Below are 23,636 nucleotides of genomic sequence, written 5' to 3'. Positions count from 1 at the left end.
GCTCAAGCTCCCTTGCCGAGCCATTCCGGACGCCCGGCGATCGACACCGGCGGCAGCGGATAAGGCTGATTGTGCTTGGCGACGTGGTCCCGGTAGTCGTAGCGGGCGCCCGGGAAGCCGAGCATGCGCCACGACGCCATGTCCTTGTTGCCGCCATAGATCGGGTCGGCGAAGAAGCCCTCCATCGTGTTCTGCAGCAAAAGCCCGAAGAATCCGGCGGCCTTGACTCCGTTGGGCAGATCGACCTTGCCCGCTTCCATCTCGGTGAGGAAAGCGTCCTGTTCATCCGGCTTGAGTTCGACGAATGTCTTGCCGTCGCGCTGTTTCAGGAAGGCATCCATGGCCGCCAGTCCGGTGCGGTAGCGCTGTGCCGGGTTGGCTTCGCCCTGATAGCCCTGTGTCGGCAATGCCGGCTTGAACGGCCCTTGCGTGTAGAGCCGGCTCGATGTCCCGAATGCGCCCACCAGTTGCCGGTCGATGTAGACGGCGCACCCGGCTTCCTTGCCACCGATGCTGAGGTCGTCGTGGGGGACCAGCCTGTCGACGATGGCCTCGACCAGAGCCGCTTCCTGCGGCGTGAAGAACTGCCATCCTCCGGGGACGACCCGCGCCGGCGGATCCGAAGCCATCGGCTCCCAGGGCAGGGAGCCCGAGATCGTTCGCGCGAAGCTCACGGCCGGAGCTGTGATCGTCAGCATGGCGACAGAGGAGAGGAAAAGACGCCGATTCATCCTGATAGGATAGCGATGGCTCATATTAGGTGCCTCGAAAAATAAAGGTGCCTGCCTCGGGAAATCACGCCCAAGTTAAAGATGACGGAAACTGCAAAGCTCAAGCCGCATAGCTCGATTTGTTGCCAGCCTGCGGAAAGATAGACTGTCCGTCAAGCGCATCGTCGATCGTTGGTTAGGCCTGCCACCGTTGTCCGTTGTGCCTGTATTTTAGATGGATGCAATAACCTGTCGGCGCGCGGATCGCTCCGCCGCCTGACCTGTCCAGGGCCAATTACCGCGCTGCCGGTTAGGCAGCCTCCCGCTTCAATGCGGCCTGGTCCTCGACGCTGGGACGGTGGCCGCGAAGATAAAGCGCGCAGGTCGTGCGCAGCATGGAAGCGAAGTTCGGGATCTGGCCGTTGATCTCGATCGCCTCGTCATAGAGCTTCGAGATGAATTTCGGGGTCGTCAGTCCCTGACTGTCGGCGATCTCGTCGAGCAGAGCCCAGAACGTCGCCTCGAGCTGAATGCTGGTCGAATGGCCGTCGATGCGGATCGACCTGTTGATCTGCCGGTAGCCTTCCGGGTCCTGCCCGGCGAAGACTCTGCACATCGGTACCTCCCGTTGTTGTTTGTCTTGGGCGCCTGTCGGGTCGGCTGGCGCCTTTTGGAACACTGCCTGCGTCCGTCATTTTCGATCCGATAGCCGTCGACGGCAATCAGACTTTCGTCCTTACACGCGGGCGAGACTACCCATTTTCAGGCCGCATGCGTGGTAATTGGCTGCCACCACCATTTTTCGCCGGCGCGCATAATCGGCTTCGAAAAGCATGAAGAGTTCACGGAGTCCGATTTGGCGAAGACGATCCATTCCATGATCAGGGTGCTCGACGAGGCGCGGTCCGTCGATTTCTACAACAAGGCCTTTGGCCTTAAGGTCGCGCAGCGGCTCGATTTCGAGACCTTCACGCTGATCTATCTCAGCAATGAGAGTTCGCCTTTCGAGGTGGAACTGACCGTCAACAAAGGACGTACCGAGCCCTACGCGCTTGGCGACGGCTACGGTCATCTCGCCGTCTCGGTAGCCGATCTCGACAGCGAGCACGATCGGATCGGCGCGCTCGGTCTCAACCCGAAGAAGATCGTCGAGTTCAACCGCGACGGGGCGCTGATCGCCCGCTTCTTCTTCATCGAGGATCCCGACGGCTACAAGATCGAGGTCCTGCAGCGGGGAGGGCGCTTCCAATAGGGGACATTCGCCGCGGAGAGGCGCGGCGCCAGCAACGGCACTCTTCCAGGGTGCGAACAGCAAGCAGGGAGGAAATCATGGTTACAGTCTACGAGAAGAGAGCGGGCCACGAGACGAAAGCCGGGCTATCGCGGCGCGAGCTTCTGAAGCGCGGCGGCGCGGGCGCGCTGCTCATCATCTCCGGCAGCGCCGTCATCAGCCCCGAGCACGCCTGGGGGCTCGAAACCTCGGCGCTGAAACCGGAGACGATGGCGACGCTGATCCAGGTGGCGCGTGACATCTACCCGCACGACCAGGTGCCGGACAAATATTACGCCATTGCCGTCAAGGGCCATGACGAGACGGCCGCCAAGGACCCGGCCCACAAGGAGTTGATCGAGAAGGGTATCGCCGAGCTCGACAAGAAGGCGGGCAAGGGCGGCTATCGCGGGCTCGGCTGGGAGGAGCAGCGGGTGGCGCTGCTCACCGGCATCGAGAAGACGCCGTTCTTCCAGGCGGTGCGCGGCGGGCTTGTCGTCAGCCTCTACAACCAGAAGGAGGTGTGGCCCATCTTCGGTTACGAGGGCGAGTCCTACTCCAAGGGCGGCTACATCGCGCGCGGCTTCAACGACATCGAGTGGCTCTGAGCCGCTCTGTCCCAGAGCGGTTCGGCGTTTTGCCGAGCCACTCTAAGTCTTCGTTTTACGCAATTCCGCACGGAAAACCGCTACGCACTTTTCCTGGAATTGCTCCTGAACCGCTTTTCGACAGATTTCATGGGAGGAAACCATGGCAGCACAATTTGATCTCAACAATGACGGCGTGGTCGTCATCATCGGCTCCGGCGCGGGCGGCGGCACGCTCGGCAACGAGCTCGCGCAGAAAGGCATCGACGTCGTCATCCTCGAGGCGGGCGCCCGCCACGAATATGAGGACTTCATCAACGACGAGTGGGAGTCCTTTGCCCAGCTCGCCTGGAAGGACAAGCGCACCACGTCTGGCGACTGGCGCGTCGCCAAGGATTTCCCGAACCTGCCGGCCTGGATCGTCAAGTCGGTCGGCGGCTCGACCACGCACTGGGCGGGCGCCTCGCTGCGTTTCCAGGAGCATGAGTTCAAGGCAGCCACGACCTACGGCAAGGTCAAGGGCGCGAACCTTCTCGACTGGCCGGTGACGCTGGCCGAGATGGAGCCCTACTACGCCAAGGCCGAAGCCAAGATGGGCGTCACCGGAACCAACAACTGGCCGCGGCTGCCGGGCAACAACAACTTCAAGGTGCTCAAGGCCGGCGCCGACAAGCTCGGCTACAAGGAATGCCACACCGGCAATATGGCCATCAATTCGGTGGAGCGCGACGACCGCAACTCCTGCCAGCAGACCGGCTTCTGCTTCCAGGGCTGCAAATGGGGCGCCAAATGGTCGACGCTCTACACCGAGATCCCGAAGGGCGAGGCGACCGGGCATCTGGAGGTGCGGCCGAACTCGATGGCGATCAAGATCAACCATGACGCGTCAGGCAAGGTGACCGGCGTCGTCTATGCCGACAAGGACGGCAAGCTGCAGGAGCAGAAGGCGCGCGTCGTCGCGGTCGCCGGCAATTCGATCGAGAGCCCGCGCCTGCTGCTCAACTCGGAGTCGTCCAAATTCCCGCATGGGCTTGCCAATTCCTCGGGACAGGTGGGCAAGAACTACATGCGCCACACCACCGGCTCGGTCTATGCCATCTTCGACAAGCCGGTTCACATGTATCGCGGCACCACCATGGCCGGCATCATCCGCGACGAGGCGCGCCACGATCCCTCGCGCGGCTTCGTCGGCGGCTATGAGATGGAGACGCTGTCGCTTGGCCTGCCGTTCATGGCGGCCTTCCTCAACCCGGGCGGCTGGGGCCGTTCCTTTACCACGGCGCTCGACCACTACGACCATATGGCGGGCCTGTGGATCGTCGGCGAGGACATGCCGCGCGAGGAGAACCGCATCACGCTGCACAAGGACGAAAAGGACGAGCACGGCATGCCGATCGCCGACGTCCATTTCGACGATCATCCGAACGACGAAGCCATGCGCAACCATGCCTACAGCCAAGGCCAGGCGCTCTATGCCGCGGTCGGCGCGACCAGGACCTTCCCGACGCCGCCTTATCCGTCGACCCACAATCTCGGCACCAACCGGATGAGCGAGAAGCCGGAGGACGGCGTGGTCAACAAGCATGGCCAGTCGCACGACATCAAGAACCTGTTCGTTTCCGACGGCAGCCAGTTCACCACCGGCGCCGCGGAGAACCCGACGCTGACCATCGTGACGCTGGCGATCCGCCAGGCCGACTACATCGCCGCGCAAATGTCGGCCAAGACTATCTGAAGCGGATCGGCGTAACCGCCGACCCGCTTCAGCTATTTTTGTTTGTCGCAATTCCGGACGGAAAACCGCTGAACACTTTTCCTGGAATTGCGTTTGTCCTCCCGACTGCCTGCTGGCGCGGAATCCGAACGGGTTCCGCGCCTTTTTTATGCGCGGCTACCTTCGGGTGCAGGTCGAGGCCGTGAAGGCGCCGTCCTGCTGCTTCATGATGATGTCGAAGGAGGGGCCGCTCGGGTCGTCCAGCGTCGCCTGGGTCATCGAGATCGAATTGCCGCCGCTGGTGTAGCCGCCGAGCGGACCGAGCCAGGTGATCTCGCCATTGGGGTTCATCTGATAGTTGTAAGGCGGCGGCGGAGCGCCGAAGGTCACAGGGCCGCTGTAGAGGTTTCCCTTGATGGTGATCTCGCCGAGATTGAGGAACAGACCGAGCAGGTAGACCTCGCAATGATAGACGCCGTCCGGCAGCTTGCCTTCGGCGAAATCGGCGCGGGCGCTGCCGGCGGCGGATATCAGAAGCAGGAAAGTCAGGATCGTTCGCAGGGCCATGACGTCGCTCGTTTGCAGGGCGACCTTGCCCCATTTCGCCATGGGCCTGCAACAGGGCCAGTTGGGCTGGTTTCAGCGTCATGATGAAAGTTTGAGCATTTTTGCCATTTGGACAGAATCTAGGCAGCATTGCGTAAACTTTTCTCAGATCGCCAGATCGCGGCAGATGCGAAAACTTTTCCGGCTATCGGATAACTGACTGTAATCGCTTCCTTATCCTGAAATTTTGGCGGGGGCGTTCTCGTCTGGCACGTCGCTTGCACCGCTCATATTGCGGTGCAAACAACCAAGCTTGGGAGCGTGTCATATGAGGGGTAACTTCGCGAAAATAACAAAGATTCTGTCGGCGGGAGTCGTCGCGGCCGGCCTGCTGGCGTCGGCTTCGGCCAAGGCGGAAGACACGATCAAGGTCGGCATCCTCCATTCGCTGTCGGGGACCATGGCGATTTCGGAGACGACGCTGAAAGACGTCATGCTGATGCTGATCGACGAGCAGAACGCCAAGGGCGGACTGCTCGGCAAGAAACTGGAAGCCGTGGTCGTCGATCCGGCATCCAACTGGCCGCTCTTCGCGGAGAAGGCGCGCGAGCTGATCTCGAAGGACAAGGTCGCGGCCGTGTTCGGCTGTTGGACCTCGGTGTCGCGCAAATCGGTGCTGCCGGTGTTCTCGGAGCTCGACAACATCCTGTTCTATCCCGTCCAATATGAAGGCGAGGAGAGCGAGCGCAACGTCTTCTACACCGGCGCAGCGCCGAACCAGCAGGCCATTCCGGCCGTCGATTACCTGATGAGCGCCGATGGCGGCGCGGTGAAGCGCTGGGTGCTGGAAGGCACCGACTATGTCTATCCGCGCACCACCAACAAGATCCTCGAAGCCTACCTCAAGTCGAAAGGCGTGCCGGCCGAGGACATCATGGTCAACTACACGCCGTTCGGCTTCTCCGACTGGCAGACCGAGGTTTCGGCGATCAAGAAGTTTGGCTCGGCCGGCAAGAAGACGGCCGTGGTCTCGACCGTCAACGGCGACGCCAACGTGCCGTTCTATAAGGAACTGGGCAACCAGGGCATCAAGGCCGAGGATATCCCGGTGATGGCCTTCTCGGTAGGCGAGGAGGAACTGGCCGGTCTCGATACCGGCCCGCTCGTCGGCCATCTTGCCGCCTGGAACTACTTCGAGAGCGTCGACACGCCCGAGAACAAGAAGTTCATCGAGGACTGGCACAAGTTCATCAAGAACGACAAGCGCACCACCAACGACCCGATGGAAGCCCATTACATCGGCTTCAACATGTGGGTGAAGGCGGTCGAGAAGGCCGGCACCACCGACCCGGACAAGGTCATCGACGCCATGGTCGGCGTGTCGGTCCCGAACCTGACCGGCGGCTATTCGACGATGATGCCCAACCACCACATCACCAAGCCGGTGCTGATCGGCGAGATCCAGGCCGACGGCCAGTTCGAGACCGTCTCGCAAACGCCCGGCCTCGTCATGGGCGACGAGTGGTCTGACTACCTGCCGGACTCCAAGGACCTCATCTCCGATTGGCGGGCGCCGCTGAGCTGCGGCAACTTCAACGTCAAGACCGGCAAATGCGGCGGCAAGGGCACCAACTGATCCCGGCCCGGACTTAGGTCCCCAAGTCCTCCCAGGTCTGACGGATCGAGGAGTGGCCCCACGATCCTAGACCGCTGCCCGGGCGGGCCATTTCGGTCCGCCCGGGCAAGATCCCGAAACCTAGTTGGCGCAATTCCCGACGGAAAACCGCTTCACACATTTTCTGGAATTGCTTGAGAAAGCTGGCTTGAAGACGACAATGCTGTTGCTGCGCGCAATTGGTCTGGTGTTGCTGCTGACGATGGCAAGCTTATTGCCGTCGAAGGCGGCCGAGGCCGACCTTCGCGCGACGCTCGCCAAATTCGCGGCCGCCACCGGTTTCTCGGCCACGGAGGCCGTCGTGCGCGAGCTGGCCGCGAGTGGCGATCCGGCGGTCGAGCGCCCGCTTTCGGCGCTGGCCGACGGCAATCTCTACATTCGCAAGAGTGACTCCCAGGTTTTTGTCGGCAAGGAGGCGGGAGAGGGCATCGAATTGCTCGATCCGCTGAGCGGCGAAAAGGCGGCCGACGCCGCCAAGACCGATCTCACCAAGATCAAGGTCAACAATGGGCTCCGCCGCACGATCCGCGACGCGCTGGGCACGCTGACGTTGCGGGCCAAGGACGCGAGCGTGCGCCTTGCCGCTGCGATGACCATGTTCAAGACGCCCGACGCCGCGAATATCGAGCCGCTCGACGCCGCCATAGCGGCCGAGACCGAACCGGCCGTCAAAACCCTGTTCGAACAGGCGCGCGCGGCGTCGGTTGTGGTTTCCGACAAGCCCGAAGCCGACAAAACTGCGGCCATCTCGGTCATCGCCGCGCGCGGCGACCGCGACGCGCTTTCATTGCTGACTTCGGTCGATGCCAATGCCCAGGGCGCGGTCAAGGACGCTGCGAACGCCGCGATTGGACATATCAACTCCAAGCTCGCCCTGTGGGATGCCGGCCAGAACATCTGGTATGGCATCTCGCTGGGGTCGGTGCTGCTGCTTGCGGCGATCGGCCTTGCCATCACCTTCGGCGTCATGGGCGTCATCAACATGGCGCATGGCGAGATGGTGATGCTTGGCGCCTACACCACCTTCGTCGTCCAGCAGGCGATCCGCACCTCGTTTCCCGGCCTGTTCGACTGGTCGCTGGTGATCGCGCTGCCGCTCGCCTTCCTCGTCGCGGCGCTGGTCGGTCTCGCCATCGAGCGCGGCATCATCCGCTTTCTCTATGGACGCCCGCTGGAGACGCTTTTGGCCACGTGGGGCGTTTCGCTCATCCTGCAGCAAGCGGTGCGCACCATTTTCGGGCCGACCAACCAGGAGGTCGGCAATCCATCCTGGATGTCCGGCTCGTTCGATATCGGCCAGCTGGCGATCACCTGGAACCGGCTGTGGATCCTGGTGTTCGCGCTCGCCGTGTTCGCGGTGCTGCTCTACGTCATGAAGCGCACGCCCTGGGGCCTGCAGATGCGCGCCGTGACCGCAAATAGGCGCATGGCCGCGTCCATGGGCATCAGGACGCCATGGGTCGACGCGCTGACCTTTGCGCTGGGCTCGGGCATCGCGGGCATCGCCGGCGTGGCGCTCAGCCAGATCGACAACGTGTCGCCCAATCTCGGCCGCGGCTACATCATCGACAGTTTCATGGTCGTGGTCTTCGGCGGTGTCGGCAATCTGTGGGGCACGCTGGTCGGCGCCTTCTCGCTCGGCATCGTCAACAAGTTCCTCGAGCCCTATGCCGGCGCGGTGCTGGGCAAGATCGTCGTGCTGGTGCTGATCATCCTGTTCATCCAGAAGCGCCCGCGCGGCTTGTTCGCACTGAAGGGCAGGGCGGTGGAAGCATGATCACGCAACGCTTCCTTTCCGCCGACCGCCGGATTGGCGTTACGATCGTCGCGCTGCTTGCGGCAGCCATCATCGTGCCGCTGCTCAACCTCGCTGTGTCGCCACAAAGCGCCTTCTATATCCCGCCGTACATCGTGGCGCTGGTCGGCAAATATCTGTGCTACGCGCTGCTGGCGCTCGCACTCGACCTGGTCTGGGGCTATTGCGGCATTCTTTCGCTCGGCCACGGCGCCTTCTTCGCGCTCGGCGGCTATGCGATGGGCATGTATCTGATGCGCCAGATCGGCTCGCGCGGCGTCTACGGCAATCCGATCCTGCCCGACTTCATGGTGTTTCTGAACTACAAGGAATTGCCCTGGTTCTGGTACGGCTTCGACCATTTCTGGTTCGCGGCGCTGATGGTGCTCGCCGTGCCGGGCCTGCTCGCCTTCGTCTTCGGCTGGTTCGCCTTCCGCAGCCGCGTCACTGGCGTCTATCTGTCCATCATCACCCAGGCGATGACCTATGCGCTGCTGCTCGCCTTCTTCCGCAACGACATGGGTTTCGGCGGCAACAACGGCCTGACCGATTTCAAGGATATTCTCGGCTTCCCCGTGCAGGCGGACGCGACGCGCTCGGCGCTGTTCGCGGCGAGCGCCGTCACGCTGGCGCTGGCCGTTTTCGTCACGGCGGCGATCGTGCGCTCCAAATACGGCAAGCTCCTGATGGCGGTGCGCGATGCCGAGAGCCGCACCCGCTTCCTCGGTTGGCGGGCGGAGAACGTCAAGCTGTTCGCCTTCACCGTCTCTGCCGTCATGGCCGGCATCGCCGGCGCACTCTACGTGCCGCAGGTCGGCATCATCAATCCCGGCGAATTCGATCCGGCCAACTCGATCGAGGTTGTGATCTGGACCGCTGTCGGCGGGCGCGGCACCATCGTCGGGCCGATCATCGGCGCGCTGTTGGTCAATGCCGGCAAATCCTGGTTCACCGGCGTGCTGCCGGAATTCTGGCTGTTCGCGCTCGGCGGGCTGTTCGTCGCCGTCACGCTGCTTTTGCCCAAAGGCATCGTCGGTATGTGGGATGCCTGGCGCGGCCAGGCCAAGGCGCTGCGCGCGGCTTCGCTTGCCGCCGAAGCCGGCGCTGATCCAGAGATGCCACAGCCGAAGATCGTTCGCTCGGCGGCGCGGACGCCGGGCGCCTGGTCGGCCACCAGCCCCGAACCGCAGCCGGCGGAGTGAGCGGTCATGAGCAAGTCGAACACGATTCTCTATCTCGACGGCGTCTCGGTCTCCTTCGACGGTTTTCGCGCCATCAACAATCTGTCGCTGGTGCTCGATAGGGGCGAGATGCGCGCCATCATCGGCCCGAACGGCGCCGGCAAGACGACGATGATGGACATCGTCACCGGCAAGACGCGGCCGGACGAGGGCGAGGTGTTCTTCGACGGCCAGGTCGATCTCACCCGCCACGACGAGGCCGAAATCGCCATGATGGGCATCGGCCGCAAGTTCCAGAAGCCGACCGTCTTCGAAAGCCACAGCGTCGAGGACAATCTGATGCTGGCGCTGAAGGGGCCGCGTTCGATCTTTCCGGCGCTGTTCCATCGCCGCTCGGCGGCCGAGACGCGGCGCATCGACGACATTCTCGGCATCATCCGTCTCGGCGACAAGCGCGACGAGCTCGCCGCCAATCTCAGCCACGGCCAGAAGCAATGGCTGGAGATCGGCATGCTCTTGGCGCAGGACCCGAAGCTCCTGCTCGTCGACGAGCCGGTCGCCGGCATGACCGATGCCGAAACCGAGGAGACCGCGCGCCTGCTCAAGGACATCGCCCGCGACCATTCGGTGGTCGTCGTCGAGCACGACATGCATTTCGTGCGCGAGCTCGGCGTCAAGGTCACCTGCCTGCATGAGGGTTCCGTCCTGTCGGAAGGCTCGCTCGATTTCGTTTCGGCCGACGAGCGCGTCGTCGAAGTCTATCTGGGGCGCTGAGCATGATCTGGCGGGTTCCGTTCCATCGTTTCGATTTCGCTTTCCTGAAGCGCTGGAGAAGGGGCTGACCATGCTCGAAGTCTCCAATGCCACGCTGCATTACGGCGCCGCCCAGGCGCTGCGCGGCGTTTCGCTGAAGGCGGGCGCCGGCAAGATCACTTGCGTGCTCGGCCGCAACGGCGTCGGCAAAACCAGTTTGATGAGATCGATCGTCGGCCATCACCGGCTGACGAGCGGAAGCGTTGCCTTCGAGGGGAAGGCGCTCGACCGGAGCGCGGCGTATGATCGCGCCCGGTCGGGCATCGCATTCGTGCCGCAGGGCAGGGAAGTCTTTCCGCTGCTCACGGTGCGCGAGAACCTGGAATCCGGCTTCGCGCCGCTCAGGCGTGCCGACCGCACCATTCCGGCCTATGTCTTCGAGCTGTTCCCGGTGCTGAAACAGATGCTGTCGCGGCGAGGCGGAGACCTTTCCGGCGGCCAACAGCAGCAGCTCGCCATCGGCCGCGCGCTGGTGATGCGGCCGAAGCTCCTGGTGCTCGACGAGCCGACCGAAGGCATCCAGCCCTCGATCATCAAGGATATCGGCCGCGCCATCCGCTATCTGCGCGACCAAGCGGGAATCGCCGTGCTGCTGGTCGAGCAATATCTCGACTTCTGCCGCGAGCTTGCCGACGAGGTCAACATCATGGATCGCGGCCAGATCGTGCATACCGGGCCGGCCGAAGACCTTGATAGAGCGGATGTGCGGAAGTTCCTGACAGTCTAAAGCGGCCGCTCGACTTCGCCTGAACCGCGAAACGACAGCAGGTCCAATATTTCTTCCATGCAACCCTGTCCCAACCCTGGCGGAACAAGGGCTGCATGCTAGTCTTTTCTTGGCCTTGGTGAGTCGGCCGCTTCCGTATCAGTCTCGAATGAGGGGAAGGCGCGCGGTCACCGCCCGCAAGTTCCACGCAAGCAAGCCTGCCTAGCTTTCCCCGCAGTGATTGCCGGTCAACGCGTCCAAAAAATTCATGCCAGGGGACGGCGATGGAACGTTTTGTCGAGGACTATCAGAAGCGGCGGCTCACTGACCGCGCCGATATCATGACGGCGATCAACATCCTGATGTCGCAGGGTTTCGACGAGGATGATCTGCTGGGAGAAATGACCAAGGTCTTCTACGTCGATCTCGACGCCTTCAACGAAGTGATCGCCCATCACTGAGGGCGATACCTTAGCCTAAAGCGCGTCGCGATCTTTCAGGTTCGCTCCATGCGCTTCAGGTTTTTGATTTTGCGCATGTCTTTATCCCGAAACCGGTTCCCACTTTCGGGAGACATGCTCTAAGCTTCAACCGGCACGGCGGAAGTCGAGCACGCGGTTGCGGCCGCCGCGCTTGGCGGCATAGAGCGCCTTGTCGGCGGCGCTGAGGACCTTGTCGAAGCTCATGCCATCCGTGCTGCCGAAGGCGAAGCCGGCGCTGACCGTGCAGCGCAACGGCCCAGTCTCCGTCTCGACGGTACGCGCGGCGAACGCGGCTCTGACACGTTCGGCCGTCGCCTCGGCTGTCTCGGGCAAGGTGCGCCTCAGCACCATGGCGAATTCCTCGCCACCCATGCGGGCGACGGAGTCGTTCGGGCGCAGGTCGGCGGAGAGCACCTCGGCAAAGACCTTGAGCACCCCGTCGCCGGCGGCATGGCCGAACTGGTCGTTGATGGCCTTGAAGCCGTCGAGATCGAAAACCACCACCGCCGTAAAAGCGCCGATGGGCGTCTTGCCGTGCAAATCGAACAAAGCGCGGCGGTTGAGCAGACCGGTCAAGGCGTCGGTCTGCGCCTCGCGCTGATGATGGCGGGCGTGCCGCCCCTGGTTGAGCGCCAGGGACAATGCGCCGATGCCGGTCATGGAGGCGATGACGATGACGAGGCTTAGATCCTCCGCCCAGTTGCTCGGCGCGTGCCCGAGGATGAGCCTGCCGTCCCATGCCAGCACGGCCGCGCACAGCACGAAGGAGGCCGCGGTCAGCGAATAGAGCAATGCCACGCCGATGAGATGGACAGGCGCCTCGGCGCGGCCCCGCCAATATTCATAGGCGGTTCCGAACAAGAGCAGCGCGGCCAAGGCGTTTTCCAGCATGAAGCCCAGGCCGTCATAGCCGAGCGCCATGGGCGGCAGCGCGAGAGCATAGGAAATTCCGGCGCCGAGCGCGATCAGCGGCAAGGGCGAGCGTCTTGTCCTGAATTGATGGGCAGCACCCAGCATGACCGAGAAGCCGAGCAAGAGCAGTGCCAGCGTCAGCACACCGAGCGCCGTTCCGGGCCTTGCGATATAGGCGTCATAGGCAAAGACCTCGACCACCACGACCAGCACGCTGACCGCCCAGGTCAAAAGGAACTTGTCGGAACGTGCGGCCATCCAGGTTCCGAACAAGGTAAGGCTGAGGCAAGCGGCGGAGAAGCCGACGGCCAGAAGCAATGAATTGTAGTCGAGCAGCATGCACGCGTCCTTGCCGGCGCCGGGCTTCTGCAACCTGACGTAGGTCCATTAGTGCAGCAAGGAAGTATCGATTACGTTACGATCGCCGCGAAGATTGCCGGATTTGCCCTTATCAGTTCGCCACCCGCTTCATCAGCGCCATGGCGCCGAACGGCGCGCGCACCTTACCCTCGGTGATGAAGTAGGCGAACACGTCGCGCGGCTTGACCGGCGCATCGGTCTTGGGATCGGCGCGCGGCAAGTCGGCGGGCTGCTTGCCTTCCGCCCAGGTCTTTACGCGCTTCGCCCATTCGTCGAGGCCTTTCGGCGTGTAGCAGTCGGGATTGTCGTCGCTGCCGGTCTGCAGGCGTGCGTAGACGAAATCGCCGGTGACGTCGGCGATCGCAGGATATTTCGCGTGGTCGGCATAGACGATCGCGGCGTTGTATTTGCGGGCGAGCGCCGGGAATTCCGGTACGATGAAGCTGTCATGGCGCACTTCCAGCGCGTGGCGCAAAGGCACGCCGTCCTGCTTTTCGGGCAGAAGCTTCAGGAACGCTTCGAAATCGTCGGCATCGAATTTCTTGGTCGGCGCGAATTGCCACAGGATCGGCCCGAGCTTGTCGCCGAGCGCGGCAACGCCGGAGCCGAGGAAGCGCATCATCGATTCGCCGGCTTCGCCGAGCACGCGGCGGTTGGTGACGAAGCGATTGCCCTTGAGCGAGAAGACGAAACCCTCAGGCGTGTCTTTGGCCCACTTCACAAAGGTCGGTTCCTTGAAGCTGGAATAATAGGTGCCGTTGACCTCGATGCTCGGCACCTGGCGGCTCGCATAGTGCAGTTGCTTGGCCTTGGCGAGCTTCTCCGGATAGAAGGCGGTATCCCAGGGCTCGAAGGTCCAGCCGCCCATGCCGGAGCGGATTTTTCCTTGGGCAGTCATCGTCTTCCTCCTCCGTTCGAAATGCGATCAGGCCGCTCGGTCGACGGGCTTTGCCATGTCGACCAGGGTCCATCCTGGTCGGTATGGATTGGCGCGGCGACCCGTTTCCCGATAGCCGTAAGCGGAATAGAGCGCGATGTTCCGCTCCATGCGCGAATTGGTGTAGAGCCGCACCTCCGGCACGCCCCATGCCCGCGCCTGCTCGTCGGCGAAGGTCAGCAATCTGATCCCGAGCTTTTTGCCCTGGAAAGCCGGGGCGACGGCGACGCTGAAGATCATGGCGTGGTCTGGGTGGCGTTCGAGAACGATCAATCCGGCGAGTTCTGAGCTTTCTTCCAGCAGCCAGACTTCGCCGCGCTCGATGCGCGGCGCATAGTCCTCGGTGACCGGGATCGGCGGCCCACCAAAGATGGGCGTGTACGGCGCATAAGCATCCGCAGTCAGCGCGATGACCGCGGCGAGATCGCCGGGGCGGGCCGCTCTCATGATTGGTCCACTCCGGCAGCGGCCGCGACGACCTTCTGCATCCCGGCAGCCATAGCCGCGACGGCGCCGAAGCGGCTTTCGACAGAGATCAGGCCGTTGCTTGCCATCACTCCGCCGCTTCGCGTTTGCCTCCGGGGCGGCGCTCCAGAAGCTCCTTCAGGAACTGGCCGGTGTAGCTGCGTTTCTCGCGCACGATAGCTTCCGGCGTGCCGGACGCCACCAGCTCGCCGCCGCCGTCGCCTCCTTCCGGGCCGAGATCGAGCACCCAATCGGCGGTCTTGATCACTTCGAGATTGTGCTCGATCACCACCACCGTATTGCCCTGGTCGACCAGTTCATGCAGCACTTCGAGCAGCTTGGCGACGTCGTGGAAATGCAGGCCCGTGGTCGGCTCGTCGAGGATATAGAGCGTCTTGCCGGTCGCCTTGCGCGACAGTTCCTTGGCGAGTTTTATCCGCTGCGCCTCGCCGCCCGACAACGTCGTCGCCTGCTGGCCGATATGGATATAGCCGAGGCCGACCTGCTTCAGCGTCTCCAGCTTGTCGCGCACGCCCGGCACCGCCGAGAAGAACTCGACGCCTTCCTCGACCGTCATGTCGAGGACGTCGGCGATCGACTTGCCCTTGAACAGCACATCCAGCGTCTCGCGGTTGTAGCGCTTGCCGTGGCAGACGTCGCAGGTAACGTAGACGTCGGGCAGGAAGTGCATCTCGATCTTGATCACGCCGTCGCCTTGGCACGCCTCGCAGCGGCCGCCCTTGACGTTGAAGGAGAAGCGGCCCGGCTGGTAGCCGCGCGCCTTGGCTTCGGGGAGCCCCGCGAACCAGTCGCGGATCGGGGTGAAGGCGCCGGTATAAGTCGCTGGGTTGGAGCGCGGCGTGCGGCCGATCGGCGACTGGTCGATGTCGATGACCTTATCGAGGAATTCCAGCCCTTCGATGCGGTCGTGCTCGGCCGGATGCTCGCGCGAGCCCATGATGCGGCGTGAGGCCGCCTTGAACAGCGTCTCGATCAGGAAGGTCGACTTGCCGCCGCCGGAGACACCGGTGACGCAGGTGAAAGTGCCGAGCGGGATCTCCGCCGTCACGTTCTTCAGATTGTTGCCGCGCGCGCCGACCACCTTGATGCGCCGGTTCTTCTTAGCCTCGCGGCGCACTTCCGGCGTCGCCACTTCGAGCTCGCCGGACAGATATTTGCCGGTGATCGAGGCCGGTGTCGCCATGATCTGCTGCGGCGTGCCCTGCGCGATGATGCGGCCGCCATGGATGCCGGCGGCGGGGCCGATGTCGACGACGTAGTCGGCATGCAGGATGGCATCCTCGTCATGCTCGACGACAATCACGGTGTTGCCGATGTCGCGCAGGTGCTTGAGCGTATCGAGCAGGCGTGCATTGTCGCGCTGGTGCAGGCCGATCGACGGCTCGTCCAGCACATAGAGCACGCCGGTGAGGCCCGAACCGATCTGCGAGGCGAGCCGGATGCGCTGGCTCTCGCCGCCCGACAGCGTGCCGGAGTTGCGCGACAGCGTCAGATAATCGAGGCCGACGTCGTTCAAGAAGCGCAGCCGCTCGCGGATCTCCTTGAGCACGCGCACCGCGATCTCGTTCTGCTTCTCGTTGAGCTGCGCCGGCAGGTCGGTAAACCACTGGTCAGCCTTGCGGATCGACAGCTCAGTGACCTCGCCGATGTGCTTGCCGGCGATCTTCACGGCCAGCGCTTCCGGCTTCAGCCGATAGCCGTTGCAGGCGGGGCAAGGGGTGGCCGACATGAAACGCTCGATCTCCTCGCGCATCCAGGCCGATTCCGTTTCTTTCCAGCGCCGGTCGAGATTGGGGATGACGCCCTCGAAGGTCTTGGTGGTCTTATAGGAGCGCAGGCCGTCGTCATACTGGAAGGTGATCTCGCGCTCGCCGGTGCCATGCAGCACGGCTTTCTGCGCCTCCGCGCTCAGGTCCTTGAACTTGTCGCCGAGCTTGAAGCCATAGGCCTTGCCGAGCGCTTCCAGCGTCTGCGCGTAATAAGGCGAGGTCGACTTCGCCCACGGGCTGATGGCGCCGTCGCGCAGCGAGACGTTCTCGTCCGGCACCACGAGGTTGGGATCGATGGCGCGCTGGCTGCCGAGGCCATCGCAGGTCGGGCAGGCGCCGAACGGGTTGTTGAAGGAGAACAGCCTGGGCTCGATCTCCGGAATGGTGAAGCCGGACACCGGGCAGGCGAATTTTTCCGAGAACAGGATGCGCTCATGCGTCTCGTTCTTCGACTTGTTGACCGAGTCCTCGCCGGTCAGGCTGGCGTCGAGCGGCCGGTCGGCGAATTCGGCCACCGCAAGGCCATCGGCAAGCTTCAGCGCCGTCTCCATCGAATCCGCGAGCCTGGTCGCCAGATCGCCGCGCACGACGATACGATCGACCACCACATCGATGTCGTGCTTGTACTTCTTGTCCAGCGCCGGCACGTCGGCGATCTCGTAGAAGGTGCCGTCGACCTTGACGCGCTGGAACCCTTTCTTCTGCAGCTCCAGCAGTTCCTTGCGGTACTCGCCCTTGCGGCCGCGCACGATCGGCGCCAGCAGATAGAGGCGCGTGCCTTCCTCCAGCGCCAGCACGCGGTCGACCATCTGCGAAACCGTCTGGCTCTCGATCGGCAGGCCGGTGGCCGGCGAATAGGGGACGCCGACGCGCGCGAAGAGCAGGCGCATATAGTCGTAGATCTCGGTGACGGTGCCGACCGTCGAGCGCGGGTTGCGCGAGGTTGTCTTCTGCTCGATCGAGATGGCGGGCGACAGGCCGTCGATCTGGTCGACGTCCGGCTTCTGCATCATCTCCAGGAACTGCCGGGCATAGGCCGACAGGCTTTCGACATAGCGGCGCTGGCCCTCGGCGTAGATCGTGTCGAAGGCGAGCGACGACTTGCCAGACCCCGACAGTCCGGTCATGACGATCAGGCTGTCGCGCGGCAGGTCGAGATCGACGTTCTTGAGATTGTGTTCGCGCGCCCCGCGAATGGAAAGATATTTTTGGTCGGCCATCGCCGGTCGCCGCCTCAGATCTGGAATTTGCTTGGATTGGGCGGGTTGTCCCGGCCATCCCTTATGTAGGTTGTTTTGCCGCCGCGTCGAGAGACGCCACAATCTCGACGGAAGAAGCCGTTCATGGGTTTAACCGTCTTTCGCGCGAGCGGGCAAGCGGAAAGAACAAAGGCCGAACACGCTCCTGACAAAGCTTTGTGGAAACAATCGCGTCAGGCGCTGTGGAACAATCGCTCGAAGCATCGTGGAAACAAGTGCCGCCGATGCCCGCCTCGTTGATCCACTGAGCTCGGCTTACCCAAACGTAACCTCCCGGCGATCACATTTTTCGGTAACCGGCTATTCAAGTGTTGACGCCAGCGACCCACGGGAGCAGTCTCAAATCGTCAACGAAGCCGGCCGTCTTTCGATGGCCTCGCCGCCCAACAGGCGGCCTGCGAGACGCCGCAGGCGATAGCGATTTGCGCTTCGAACGACATTGTCGCAATGGACCCAGGAGCGGAGCATGACGCCACCGGACAGTCCCTTGAGGCTCCACGCGGAGATGGAGCCACGGCAGGCATAAGTGCCAGGGCAGACTTGAAACGCCGGCCCGACAAACCGTGACTTGCCGATTCCTACAATTAGAGACCATAGTCGGATCGTCGGCCGAACGCCGCGTTGCATCCGAAACAGAACGCCGGCAGTCCACTCCCGGCTAAAATTGGATTTCAGATCCATGAAGCCCCATTCGTCTGCAGAGCAGGGATGGGGCTTACATTTTGCGGAACGCTTGACCTGCGACCCGGCCAATCAGCGGTTCGGCAACTTCATGCCGCCCGTCGCCATGTCGATGGTGATGCTGCCGCCGATCCTGACATCGGTGTTGCCGATCTTGAACGAGCCGTCGCTGCCGGCCGGCTGGGTGTCATCGGGTTCCGGCTGCGGCGCCGGCTTGGCGATGCGGTAGTCGCCGCTCACTCCGGGCAGTTTCTGCAGCGAGCTGTCGTCGGCCAGCGCGGCGCCGGGTATCAGCACGGTGGCAAGCGCGGCGAGGGCAGCGCACAAATGTCTGGGCTGAGCGGACCTGATCATGCGCGGACTATAGGGACGCGGCCGAAGAGATGCCAGACGCGCGGCGATCAAATTGCCGCGCGCCTGCCCCGCGACGTCAGGCCGCTTTCTTGCGCGTGTCGTAGACGTGGTCGACGAGGCCCCAGTCCTTGGCTTCGGCGGCGCTCATGAAGTAATCGCGGTCGAGCGTGCGCTCGACCTCCTCGTAGGTCCGGCCGCAATGCTTGGCGTAGAGCTCGGTCATGTGCTGCTTGGTGCGCAGAATGTCCTCGGCGTGGCGCTGGATGTCGGAGGCCTGGCCCTGGAAGCCGCCGAGCGGCTGATGCAGCACGATCCTCGTGTTGGGCAGCGCGATGCGCCGCCCCGGGGAGCCTGCCATCAGCAGGAAGGAGCCCATCGAGGCGGCGAAGCCCATGCAGACTGTCGAGACCGGGCAGGAGATGTATTGCATCGTGTCGTAGATGGCGAAGCCGCTGGTCACCATGCCGCCGGGCGAGTTGATGTAGAGCGATATTTCCTTGTCGGGATGGTCCGATTCCAGCGACAGAAGCTGCGCGCAGACCAGCGCCGACACGTTGTCGTTGATCTCGCCGTTGATGAAGACGATCCGCTCGCGCAGCAACCGCGAGAAGATATCGAAGGAACGTTCGCCGCGGCTCGATTGCTCGATGACCATCGGCACCAGGTTGGCAATGCTCATGACGGATTCCTCTCGATCAGGCCGCGCGCAGCATCATGCAAGGCGCATTGGCGGCGGTTGGGTTCTTGCGCGTGTCGAGCGAAAGCCCGCAGCCGGCACCGGAAACAGCGACAAGAGGCTGCGCGACCGGCACGAAGCCGTCATGCACGATGCAGAGATGCGTGCCGCCCGAGGCCGTGCCGGCAAGCGTGAAGGTGACCACACTGTCGAAGGCTGGAAGCCCGCCGTCGTCAGCCCCAGGTTTTTCGCGCCAGGAATAACGCAGCAGCCTGCCCGGCTCGGCCTCGAGCACCTCGCATTCTATAGTCGCATCCGGTCCGGCAAAGGCGAAGCGGCTGCCGGCTTCCGCCTTGATGTCGTTCGGCATCATCCAGGCGGCGAGCAGTTCCGGCTCGGTCAACGCCCGCCAGACCTTTTCCGGCGGATCGGGGAGGTCGCATTCGAAGCTGAGTGGCGCTTCGTCGACCATCGGGTTTTCGGTTGCCGTCATTGATCCATTCCCTTCAGAACCGTCTTCAACTTCTCGATGCGTTCCGGCCAGAAGGCGCGGTAGCGTTCGATCCAGCCGAGCAGCGGATCGAGCCCCTGCGGATCGGCGCGGTAATAGGCGTTGCGGCCGGCGCGCCGCTCGACCACCAGGCCGGCGCCGCGCAGAACGGCGAGATGCTGCGAGACCGCCGGCTGCGAGATGCTCATACCGGCGCGCAGCTCGCTTACGCTCATCTCGCCGGCGGTCAGCCGCTCATAGACGGCGCGACGCGTGGGGTCGGCGAGCGCCCGGAAAATCTCTGCTTCGATCATGGGTAAAGCATAAGTCGATACTTATTGATTTGGCAAGCCGCTATTTGATCGCCATATCGGGACATAGGTCTAAACCCTGCCTTTGCTGACATTCCTTGACAGAAAAGGCGGTTGTGACTAGAACGAAAAGAGAACAAAAACCTTGTGGGAAAAGCCAGCCTTTGCGGGCAGGGGCGACCCCGAGGCTGTAAGGTGAGCGACTTAAAATTTGTTTCGGATGAGCGCGGAGAAGTAAGATGGCGGGTAGCGTCAACAAGGTCATTCTGGTCGGCAATCTCGGGGCGGACCCTGAAATCCGCCGCCTGAATTCCGGCGATCCGGTCGTCAACATCCGCGTCGCCACTTCGGAAAGCTGGCGCGACAAGAACTCGGGCGAGCGCAAGGAAAAGACCGAGTGGCACAATGTCGTGATCTTCAACGACCAGCTCGCCAAGGTGGCCGAGCAGTATTTGAAGAAGGGCATGAAGGTCTATGTCGAGGGCCAGCTGCAGACCCGCAAATGGCAGGACCAGACTGGCAATGACCGCTACACGACCGAGATCGTGCTGCAGAAATTCCGTGGCGAATTGCAGATGCTCGATGCGCGCGGCGAGGGCGGCGGCCAGGTGGGCAACTATTCCGGGGGCGGCGGCAGCCGTGGCTCCGATTTCGGCCAGTCCGGCCCGAACGAAGGTTTCAGCCGCGGTGGCGGTGGTGGTTCCAGGGGCGGCGGTGGCGGCGGATCGTCGCGCGAGCTGGACGACGAGATCCCGTTCTAAGGTCTCGACATGGTCACTTGAGGGGAAGGCGCGATGTCGCTCGGACCGCTTCTGTCGGCGCCGCCTCCCATTCCGTGGCATGCCTTCGCGGCCTTGGCCGCTTTAGCCGTCGGCGGCGCCCAGCTGGCGCTGCCGAAGGGTACTTTGCGTCACCGCGCGCTGGGTTATGTCTGGGTGGCGCTGATGCTGGTCATCGCCATATCGAGTTTCTGGATCCAGCAGATCCGGCTCATCGGTCCGTTCAGCCCGATCCATCTGTTATCGATCCTGGTGCTGGTCACGGTGCCGCTGGCAGTTTGGCATGCGCGCAACCACCGTGTGACGAAGCATCGCAAGGTGATGATTTCCCTCTATGTTTTCGCATTGATCGGCGCGGGCGTGTTCACGCTGCTGCCCGGCCGGATCATGCATGCCGTGGTGTTCGGCCAGTAACCTCGTAAGGAATATCAACGTGAAAGCACGCGTAAAATGGGTCGAGGAACGCACCTTTGTCGGCGAGTCCGGCAGTGGGCATAAGGTCGTGCTGGGCACGGCGCATGGGCCGGACGGCAAGACGCCCGGACCGAGCCCGATGGAACTGGTGCTGATCGGCACCGGCGGCTGCTCGGCCTTCGACGTCGTGCACATCCTCGAGAAGGGCCGCGAGGCGGTGGAGGACTGCGTGGTCGAGCTCGACGCCGACCGCGCTGAGACCGACCCGAAGGTGTTCACCCGCATTCACATGCATTTCATCGTCAAGGGCCGCGCGCTGTCGCATGACAAGGTGAAACGGGCGATCGACCTGTCGATCGAGAAATACTGCTCGGCCAGCGCGATGATGGCCAAGACGGCGGCGCTCACGCATGATTTCGAGGTGGTCGAGACAGCGGCCAAGTAGGCAGTAGGAGGCGTTGCTCGCGGCGATGAGCTACGCGGCCATCAGCGCCCTGACACCATCCGCCACGAATTGCACGGCAAGCGCCGCAAGGATGACGCCGAGCAGCCTTGTCAGGATCGAGCGGCCGGTCTGGCCGAGGATGCGGTCGATGCGTTCCGACAGCACGAACACCAGATAGGTGATGACGAGGCAGAGGAAGATGATGCCGACCAGGGCTGCCTGGGCGGCAAAGCCTTCGAAATGCCCCGATAAGAGCACGGTTGCCGAGATTGCGCCCGGGCCGGCGATCAACGGGATCGCCAGCGGGAAGGCGGCGATGTTGTGGATCATGTCCTTGGTGATGGCAACGTCGCCGATCTTCTCCTTGCGGTCCTGGCGGCGCTCGAACACCATTTCGAAGGCGATGAAGAACAGGAGGAAGCCGCCGGCGACGCGGAAGGCCGGCAGCGTGATGCCGAACACCGAGAGGATCGAGGCGCCGGCAATCGCGAACAGCGCCATGACCAGGAAGCCGATCACGGAGGCGCGCACCGAGACCTGCTGACGCTCCTCGCGGTTCATGCCGCGCGTCACGGCGAGGAAGAGTGGCGCCAGTCCCGGCGGGTCGATGGTCACCAAGATGGTGACGAAGGCGTTGAACAGGCTGTCGAAACTCGGCATCGCTGGCCCCTCCCGCCAGGCGAAGCCCAGCCTCCGCAATTGGTAGAGCAAAGCCTGGGCGGTGGGAACAGGCGGGAGAGAAATGGTGCGCGAAGCTGTGAAAGCAGGCGGGACAGCGTCCGCGCGAAGGATCGCTGCGTTTCAATTCCTGGTGACTTTCCGATCTTTATGGAGCCTCATTCACTCGACGGGCCAGAAACTCGACCTCCATGCGCCAGGTCGCGCCGCCGTCATGGGATCGCTCGCCCAGCCAGCGAAACGAGTTTTCGGTGATGCGTGAAAAGCTCCAGCGCACCGACGCGCCGGTGCCGTCGGCGCCGACCTGGACGATCGCGTCGCCCTCGGCGCGGCCGAGCTGCCGGCTGTAATACTGGTTGCGCGGGTCGCTCCAGAAGATGTGCCAGGCATCGGCGCCGGGATCGTAGATGCGCAATGTCGTGCCATAGAAGGTCCATGGACCGAGGGACGGCGACGGATCCGCGTCCCGGGCGGGCAGGATCCAGACGTCCTGCACGGCCTTGCCTTCCAGAACCCAACCGAAATGCACCTCGCCGCGACCGGTTAGCCTGGTGCCGTCCTCCAGAATGCGCGTGGCATCGAACGTCCAGGCGCCGATGAAGCGGCCGTAGAGCTTCAACTTTTCGGCGAGGTCCGGAACGGGGCCGTCGCTGTGCAGGGCTTCGGCAAAGGGATCGGTCATGATTGCTGCCTCGTTTGTCAGGAGAGGGCAAGCAATAGGCGCGCGGCAGGGTTCGCCGCTTGGGAAAAATTGCTATCTTTCGGACATGACGACAACGCAGAAAACTCTGGCTTCCGGATCGGGCTGGTCAGTGTCCGACGTGGTGTGCGCGGCAACCGTCGGCGACAGGCCGTTCGAGGAGGAGCATCGCGGCTTCTGCATCGCCGCGGTCACCAGGGGCACTTTCCGCTACCGCACGCGCCAGGGCACGACGATGCTGGTGCCGGGCGCCATCCTGCTCGGAAATCCTGGCGCCTGCTATGAATGCGGGCACGAGCATGGCGCCGGCGATCGCTGCCTTTCCTTCCATTTTTCGCCGGCCTATCTGGAGCGCGTCGTGGCCGAACTGCCGGGCGCGAAGCGCCTGGGCTTCGCCGATCCGCGCCTGCCGTCCCTACCGTCGCTGGCGCCGGTGCTGGCCGAGGCGGAGGCCGCGCGAGAAAAGGGGGACAACGAGGCGTTCGAAGAACTCGGCCTGCGCATTGCCGGCGCGGTGGTCGCGGCTGCGGCAGGTTCTTGCCAACCTGCGCAGACTCCAAGCTGCCGCGACCAGAAACGGGTTGCCGAAGCGGTGCGGCTGATCGAGCTGAATACCGACCGGCCGCTCTCGCTGAGCGAGCTTGCCGACGGCACGGCGACCAGCCCGTATCATTTCCTGCGCACGTTCCGGCACGTGGCCGGCATGACGCCCTATCAGTTCCTGCTGAGGACCAGGCTGCACCGCGCCGCGGTGCGCCTGCGCAGCTCGGACGCGACGATCTCGTCAATCGCCTTCGATGCAGGCTTCAACGACCTGTCGACCTTCAACCGCCGGTTCCGGCGAGAGATGGGAGAGGCGCCGGGCGCATACCGAGCCAAACGGACTGGCGCCCGATAGGGTTTGCC

General features: G+C 63.3%; 26 protein-coding genes. 13 read left to right on the top strand and 13 right to left on the bottom strand.

Annotated elements, in window-relative coordinates; all coding sequences use genetic code 11:
- Window positions 1–2: 2 nt before the first annotated feature.
- Both MJ8_RS17895 and MJ8_RS17890 read right to left on the bottom strand, forming a co-directional pair.
- Window positions 3–755: a gluconate 2-dehydrogenase subunit 3 family protein gene (locus MJ8_RS17895; RefSeq protein WP_225247955.1), complete on the bottom strand. Its 753-nt coding sequence runs from the start codon at window positions 753–755 to the stop codon at window positions 3–5.
- A 265-nt stretch (window positions 756–1,020) separates the two neighbouring features.
- Complete coding sequence (locus MJ8_RS17890) at window positions 1,021–1,326, bottom strand: ribbon-helix-helix domain-containing protein (RefSeq protein ID WP_201410151.1); 306 nt, start codon at window positions 1,324–1,326, stop codon at window positions 1,021–1,023.
- 240 nt (window positions 1,327–1,566) lie between these two features.
- On the opposite strand from MJ8_RS17890, the gene MJ8_RS17885 reads away from it, so the two are divergent.
- The 3 genes from MJ8_RS17885 (at window position 1,567) to MJ8_RS17875 (ending at window position 4,302) form a co-directional block, all read left to right on the top strand.
- Window positions 1,567–1,962 carry a VOC family protein gene (locus MJ8_RS17885; RefSeq protein WP_201410150.1) on the top strand — a complete coding sequence of 132 codons (396 nt, stop codon included), beginning with the start codon at window positions 1,567–1,569 and terminating at the stop codon, window positions 1,960–1,962.
- A gap of 77 nt (window positions 1,963–2,039) precedes the next feature.
- Window positions 2,040–2,588: a gluconate 2-dehydrogenase subunit 3 family protein gene (locus MJ8_RS17880; RefSeq protein ID WP_201410149.1), complete on the top strand. Its 549-nt coding sequence runs from the start codon at window positions 2,040–2,042 to the stop codon at window positions 2,586–2,588.
- Window positions 2,589–2,730: 142 nt separating this feature from the next.
- Window positions 2,731–4,302, top strand: a complete 1,572-nt coding sequence (locus tag MJ8_RS17875) for a GMC family oxidoreductase (RefSeq protein ID WP_201410148.1) — start codon at window positions 2,731–2,733, stop codon at window positions 4,300–4,302.
- Window positions 4,303–4,458: 156 nt separating this feature from the next.
- Here MJ8_RS17875 and MJ8_RS17870 read toward each other — a convergent pair whose 3' ends face one another.
- Entirely contained in the window at window positions 4,459–4,848 is a 390-nt protein-coding gene (locus MJ8_RS17870; protein ID WP_201410147.1) for a hypothetical protein, read from the bottom strand.
- Between the two features lie 307 nt (window positions 4,849–5,155).
- On the opposite strand from MJ8_RS17870, the gene urtA reads away from it, so the two are divergent.
- The 6 genes from urtA to MJ8_RS17840 all read left to right on the top strand — a co-directional run bounded on the left by urtA (window position 5,156) and on the right by MJ8_RS17840 (window position 11,458).
- Window positions 5,156–6,463: an urea ABC transporter substrate-binding protein gene (gene urtA / locus MJ8_RS17865; protein ID WP_201410146.1), complete on the top strand. Its 1,308-nt coding sequence runs from the start codon at window positions 5,156–5,158 to the stop codon at window positions 6,461–6,463.
- 199 nt (window positions 6,464–6,662) lie between these two features.
- Entirely contained in the window at window positions 6,663–8,279 is a 1,617-nt protein-coding gene (urtB, locus tag MJ8_RS17860; RefSeq protein WP_201410145.1) for an urea ABC transporter permease subunit UrtB, read from the top strand.
- Complete coding sequence (urtC, locus tag MJ8_RS17855; protein WP_201410144.1) at window positions 8,276–9,499, top strand: urea ABC transporter permease subunit UrtC; 1,224 nt, start codon at window positions 8,276–8,278, stop codon at window positions 9,497–9,499. Before urtB ends, urtC begins: the two co-directional genes overlap by 4 nt.
- Before the next feature lie 6 nt (window positions 9,500–9,505).
- Complete coding sequence (urtD, locus tag MJ8_RS17850) at window positions 9,506–10,252, top strand: urea ABC transporter ATP-binding protein UrtD (protein WP_201410143.1); 747 nt, start codon at window positions 9,506–9,508, stop codon at window positions 10,250–10,252.
- Window positions 10,253–10,322: 70 nt separating this feature from the next.
- A complete protein-coding gene (gene urtE, locus MJ8_RS17845; RefSeq protein WP_201410142.1) occupies window positions 10,323–11,018 on the top strand; it encodes an urea ABC transporter ATP-binding subunit UrtE in 696 nt (231 codons plus the stop codon).
- A gap of 263 nt (window positions 11,019–11,281) precedes the next feature.
- Window positions 11,282–11,458 (top strand): hypothetical protein, encoded by a 177-nt coding sequence (locus MJ8_RS17840; RefSeq protein ID WP_201410141.1) that lies wholly within the window; start codon window positions 11,282–11,284, stop codon window positions 11,456–11,458.
- 126 nt (window positions 11,459–11,584) lie between these two features.
- Here the strand turns inward: MJ8_RS17840 and MJ8_RS17835 are convergent, their stop codons facing one another.
- The 8 genes from MJ8_RS17835 to MJ8_RS17800 all read right to left on the bottom strand — a co-directional run bounded on the left by MJ8_RS17835 (window position 11,585) and on the right by MJ8_RS17800 (window position 19,717).
- The gene (locus tag MJ8_RS17835; protein WP_201410140.1) at window positions 11,585–12,730 is read right to left on the bottom strand and encodes a GGDEF domain-containing protein; all 1,146 of its coding nucleotides are present in this window, start codon (window positions 12,728–12,730) and stop codon (window positions 11,585–11,587) included.
- A gap of 112 nt (window positions 12,731–12,842) precedes the next feature.
- Window positions 12,843–13,649 (bottom strand): DUF72 domain-containing protein, encoded by an 807-nt coding sequence (locus tag MJ8_RS17830; protein WP_201410139.1) that lies wholly within the window; start codon window positions 13,647–13,649, stop codon window positions 12,843–12,845.
- Between the two features lie 27 nt (window positions 13,650–13,676).
- Entirely contained in the window at window positions 13,677–14,135 is a 459-nt protein-coding gene (locus tag MJ8_RS17825; protein ID WP_201410138.1) for a GNAT family N-acetyltransferase, read from the bottom strand.
- 106 nt (window positions 14,136–14,241) lie between these two features.
- The gene (gene uvrA / locus MJ8_RS17820; RefSeq protein ID WP_201410137.1) at window positions 14,242–17,163 is read right to left on the bottom strand and encodes an excinuclease ABC subunit UvrA; all 2,922 of its coding nucleotides are present in this window, start codon (window positions 17,161–17,163) and stop codon (window positions 14,242–14,244) included.
- A 792-nt stretch (window positions 17,164–17,955) separates the two neighbouring features.
- On the bottom strand, window positions 17,956–18,237 hold the full coding sequence (locus tag MJ8_RS17815) for a hypothetical protein (protein ID WP_201410136.1): 282 nt from the start codon (window positions 18,235–18,237) through the stop codon (window positions 17,956–17,958).
- 76 nt (window positions 18,238–18,313) lie between these two features.
- Complete coding sequence (locus tag MJ8_RS17810; protein WP_201410135.1) at window positions 18,314–18,916, bottom strand: ATP-dependent Clp protease proteolytic subunit; 603 nt, start codon at window positions 18,914–18,916, stop codon at window positions 18,314–18,316.
- 16 nt (window positions 18,917–18,932) lie between these two features.
- Entirely contained in the window at window positions 18,933–19,406 is a 474-nt protein-coding gene (locus MJ8_RS17805; protein WP_201410134.1) for an SRPBCC family protein, read from the bottom strand.
- Window positions 19,403–19,717, bottom strand: coding sequence for an ArsR/SmtB family transcription factor (locus MJ8_RS17800; protein WP_201410133.1), 315 nt, complete (start codon window positions 19,715–19,717; stop codon window positions 19,403–19,405). Before MJ8_RS17800 ends, MJ8_RS17805 begins: the two co-directional genes overlap by 4 nt.
- A 236-nt stretch (window positions 19,718–19,953) precedes the next feature.
- Here MJ8_RS17800 and ssb point away from each other — a divergent pair, with 236 nt between their 5' ends.
- Genes ssb through MJ8_RS17785 form a run of 3 tightly spaced genes read left to right on the top strand, consistent with a single transcriptional unit; the run spans window position 19,954 to window position 21,352 of the window.
- Window positions 19,954–20,475, top strand: coding sequence for a single-stranded DNA-binding protein (gene ssb / locus MJ8_RS17795; RefSeq protein ID WP_201410132.1), 522 nt, complete (start codon window positions 19,954–19,956; stop codon window positions 20,473–20,475).
- Window positions 20,476–20,508: 33 nt separating this feature from the next.
- The gene (locus MJ8_RS17790) at window positions 20,509–20,907 is read left to right on the top strand and encodes a DUF2306 domain-containing protein (protein WP_201410131.1); all 399 of its coding nucleotides are present in this window, start codon (window positions 20,509–20,511) and stop codon (window positions 20,905–20,907) included.
- A 19-nt stretch (window positions 20,908–20,926) separates the two neighbouring features.
- Window positions 20,927–21,352: an OsmC family protein gene (locus MJ8_RS17785; protein ID WP_201410130.1), complete on the top strand. Its 426-nt coding sequence runs from the start codon at window positions 20,927–20,929 to the stop codon at window positions 21,350–21,352.
- A gap of 30 nt (window positions 21,353–21,382) precedes the next feature.
- On the opposite strand, the gene MJ8_RS17780 is transcribed toward MJ8_RS17785, so the two are convergent.
- Entirely contained in the window at window positions 21,383–22,012 is a 630-nt protein-coding gene (locus tag MJ8_RS17780; RefSeq protein ID WP_042642668.1) for a MarC family protein, read from the bottom strand.
- 166 nt (window positions 22,013–22,178) lie between these two features.
- The gene (locus MJ8_RS17775) at window positions 22,179–22,712 is read right to left on the bottom strand and encodes a hypothetical protein (RefSeq protein WP_201410129.1); all 534 of its coding nucleotides are present in this window, start codon (window positions 22,710–22,712) and stop codon (window positions 22,179–22,181) included.
- 85 nt (window positions 22,713–22,797) lie between these two features.
- Here MJ8_RS17775 and MJ8_RS17770 point away from each other — a divergent pair, with 85 nt between their 5' ends.
- Window positions 22,798–23,628, top strand: coding sequence for a helix-turn-helix domain-containing protein (locus MJ8_RS17770; RefSeq protein WP_201410128.1), 831 nt, complete (start codon window positions 22,798–22,800; stop codon window positions 23,626–23,628).
- Window positions 23,629–23,636: the final 8 nt, after the last annotated feature.

Origin of the sequence: Mesorhizobium sp. J8, from assembly GCF_016591715.1 — a bacterium.
In the GTDB taxonomy this organism is placed as follows: domain Bacteria; phylum Pseudomonadota; class Alphaproteobacteria; order Rhizobiales; family Rhizobiaceae; genus Mesorhizobium.
Note: the sequence above shows the minus strand (reverse complement) of the source record. Positions and strands in the feature narration are given on the sequence as shown.

What these genes read in the sequence shown, in the direction of transcription:
- urtA (WP_201410146.1), top strand. Translation starts at nt 5,156, where the DNA reads ATGAGGGGTAACTTCGCGAAAATAACAAAGATTCTGTCGGCGGGAGTC.
- MJ8_RS17890 (WP_201410151.1), bottom strand. Translation starts at nt 1,326, where the DNA reads ATGTGCAGAGTCTTCGCCGGGCAGGACCCGGAAGGCTACCGGCAGATC.
- MJ8_RS17790 (WP_201410131.1), top strand. Translation starts at nt 20,509, where the DNA reads ATGTCGCTCGGACCGCTTCTGTCGGCGCCGCCTCCCATTCCGTGGCAT.
- MJ8_RS17775 (WP_201410129.1), bottom strand. Translation starts at nt 22,712, where the DNA reads ATGACCGATCCCTTTGCCGAAGCCCTGCACAGCGACGGCCCCGTTCCG.
- MJ8_RS17830 (WP_201410139.1), bottom strand. Translation starts at nt 13,649, where the DNA reads ATGACTGCCCAAGGAAAAATCCGCTCCGGCATGGGCGGCTGGACCTTC.
- urtD (WP_201410143.1), top strand. Translation starts at nt 9,506, where the DNA reads ATGAGCAAGTCGAACACGATTCTCTATCTCGACGGCGTCTCGGTCTCC.
- MJ8_RS17810 (WP_201410135.1), bottom strand. Translation starts at nt 18,916, where the DNA reads ATGAGCATTGCCAACCTGGTGCCGATGGTCATCGAGCAATCGAGCCGC.
- MJ8_RS17880 (WP_201410149.1), top strand. Translation starts at nt 2,040, where the DNA reads ATGGTTACAGTCTACGAGAAGAGAGCGGGCCACGAGACGAAAGCCGGG.
- MJ8_RS17840 (WP_201410141.1), top strand. Translation starts at nt 11,282, where the DNA reads ATGGAACGTTTTGTCGAGGACTATCAGAAGCGGCGGCTCACTGACCGC.
- MJ8_RS17870 (WP_201410147.1), bottom strand. Translation starts at nt 4,848, where the DNA reads ATGGCCCTGCGAACGATCCTGACTTTCCTGCTTCTGATATCCGCCGCC.
- urtB (WP_201410145.1), top strand. Translation starts at nt 6,663, where the DNA reads ATGCTGTTGCTGCGCGCAATTGGTCTGGTGTTGCTGCTGACGATGGCA.
- urtE (WP_201410142.1), top strand. Translation starts at nt 10,323, where the DNA reads ATGCTCGAAGTCTCCAATGCCACGCTGCATTACGGCGCCGCCCAGGCG.
- urtC (WP_201410144.1), top strand. Translation starts at nt 8,276, where the DNA reads ATGATCACGCAACGCTTCCTTTCCGCCGACCGCCGGATTGGCGTTACG.
- MJ8_RS17815 (WP_201410136.1), bottom strand. Translation starts at nt 18,237, where the DNA reads ATGATCAGGTCCGCTCAGCCCAGACATTTGTGCGCTGCCCTCGCCGCG.
- MJ8_RS17770 (WP_201410128.1), top strand. Translation starts at nt 22,798, where the DNA reads ATGACGACAACGCAGAAAACTCTGGCTTCCGGATCGGGCTGGTCAGTG.
- ssb (WP_201410132.1), top strand. Translation starts at nt 19,954, where the DNA reads ATGGCGGGTAGCGTCAACAAGGTCATTCTGGTCGGCAATCTCGGGGCG.
- MJ8_RS17800 (WP_201410133.1), bottom strand. Translation starts at nt 19,717, where the DNA reads ATGATCGAAGCAGAGATTTTCCGGGCGCTCGCCGACCCCACGCGTCGC.
- MJ8_RS17875 (WP_201410148.1), top strand. Translation starts at nt 2,731, where the DNA reads ATGGCAGCACAATTTGATCTCAACAATGACGGCGTGGTCGTCATCATC.
- MJ8_RS17835 (WP_201410140.1), bottom strand. Translation starts at nt 12,730, where the DNA reads ATGCTGCTCGACTACAATTCATTGCTTCTGGCCGTCGGCTTCTCCGCC.
- MJ8_RS17780 (WP_042642668.1), bottom strand. Translation starts at nt 22,012, where the DNA reads ATGCCGAGTTTCGACAGCCTGTTCAACGCCTTCGTCACCATCTTGGTG.
- MJ8_RS17825 (WP_201410138.1), bottom strand. Translation starts at nt 14,135, where the DNA reads ATGAGAGCGGCCCGCCCCGGCGATCTCGCCGCGGTCATCGCGCTGACT.
- uvrA (WP_201410137.1), bottom strand. Translation starts at nt 17,163, where the DNA reads ATGGCCGACCAAAAATATCTTTCCATTCGCGGGGCGCGCGAACACAAT.
- MJ8_RS17895 (WP_225247955.1), bottom strand. Translation starts at nt 755, where the DNA reads ATGAGCCATCGCTATCCTATCAGGATGAATCGGCGTCTTTTCCTCTCC.
- MJ8_RS17805 (WP_201410134.1), bottom strand. Translation starts at nt 19,406, where the DNA reads ATGACGGCAACCGAAAACCCGATGGTCGACGAAGCGCCACTCAGCTTC.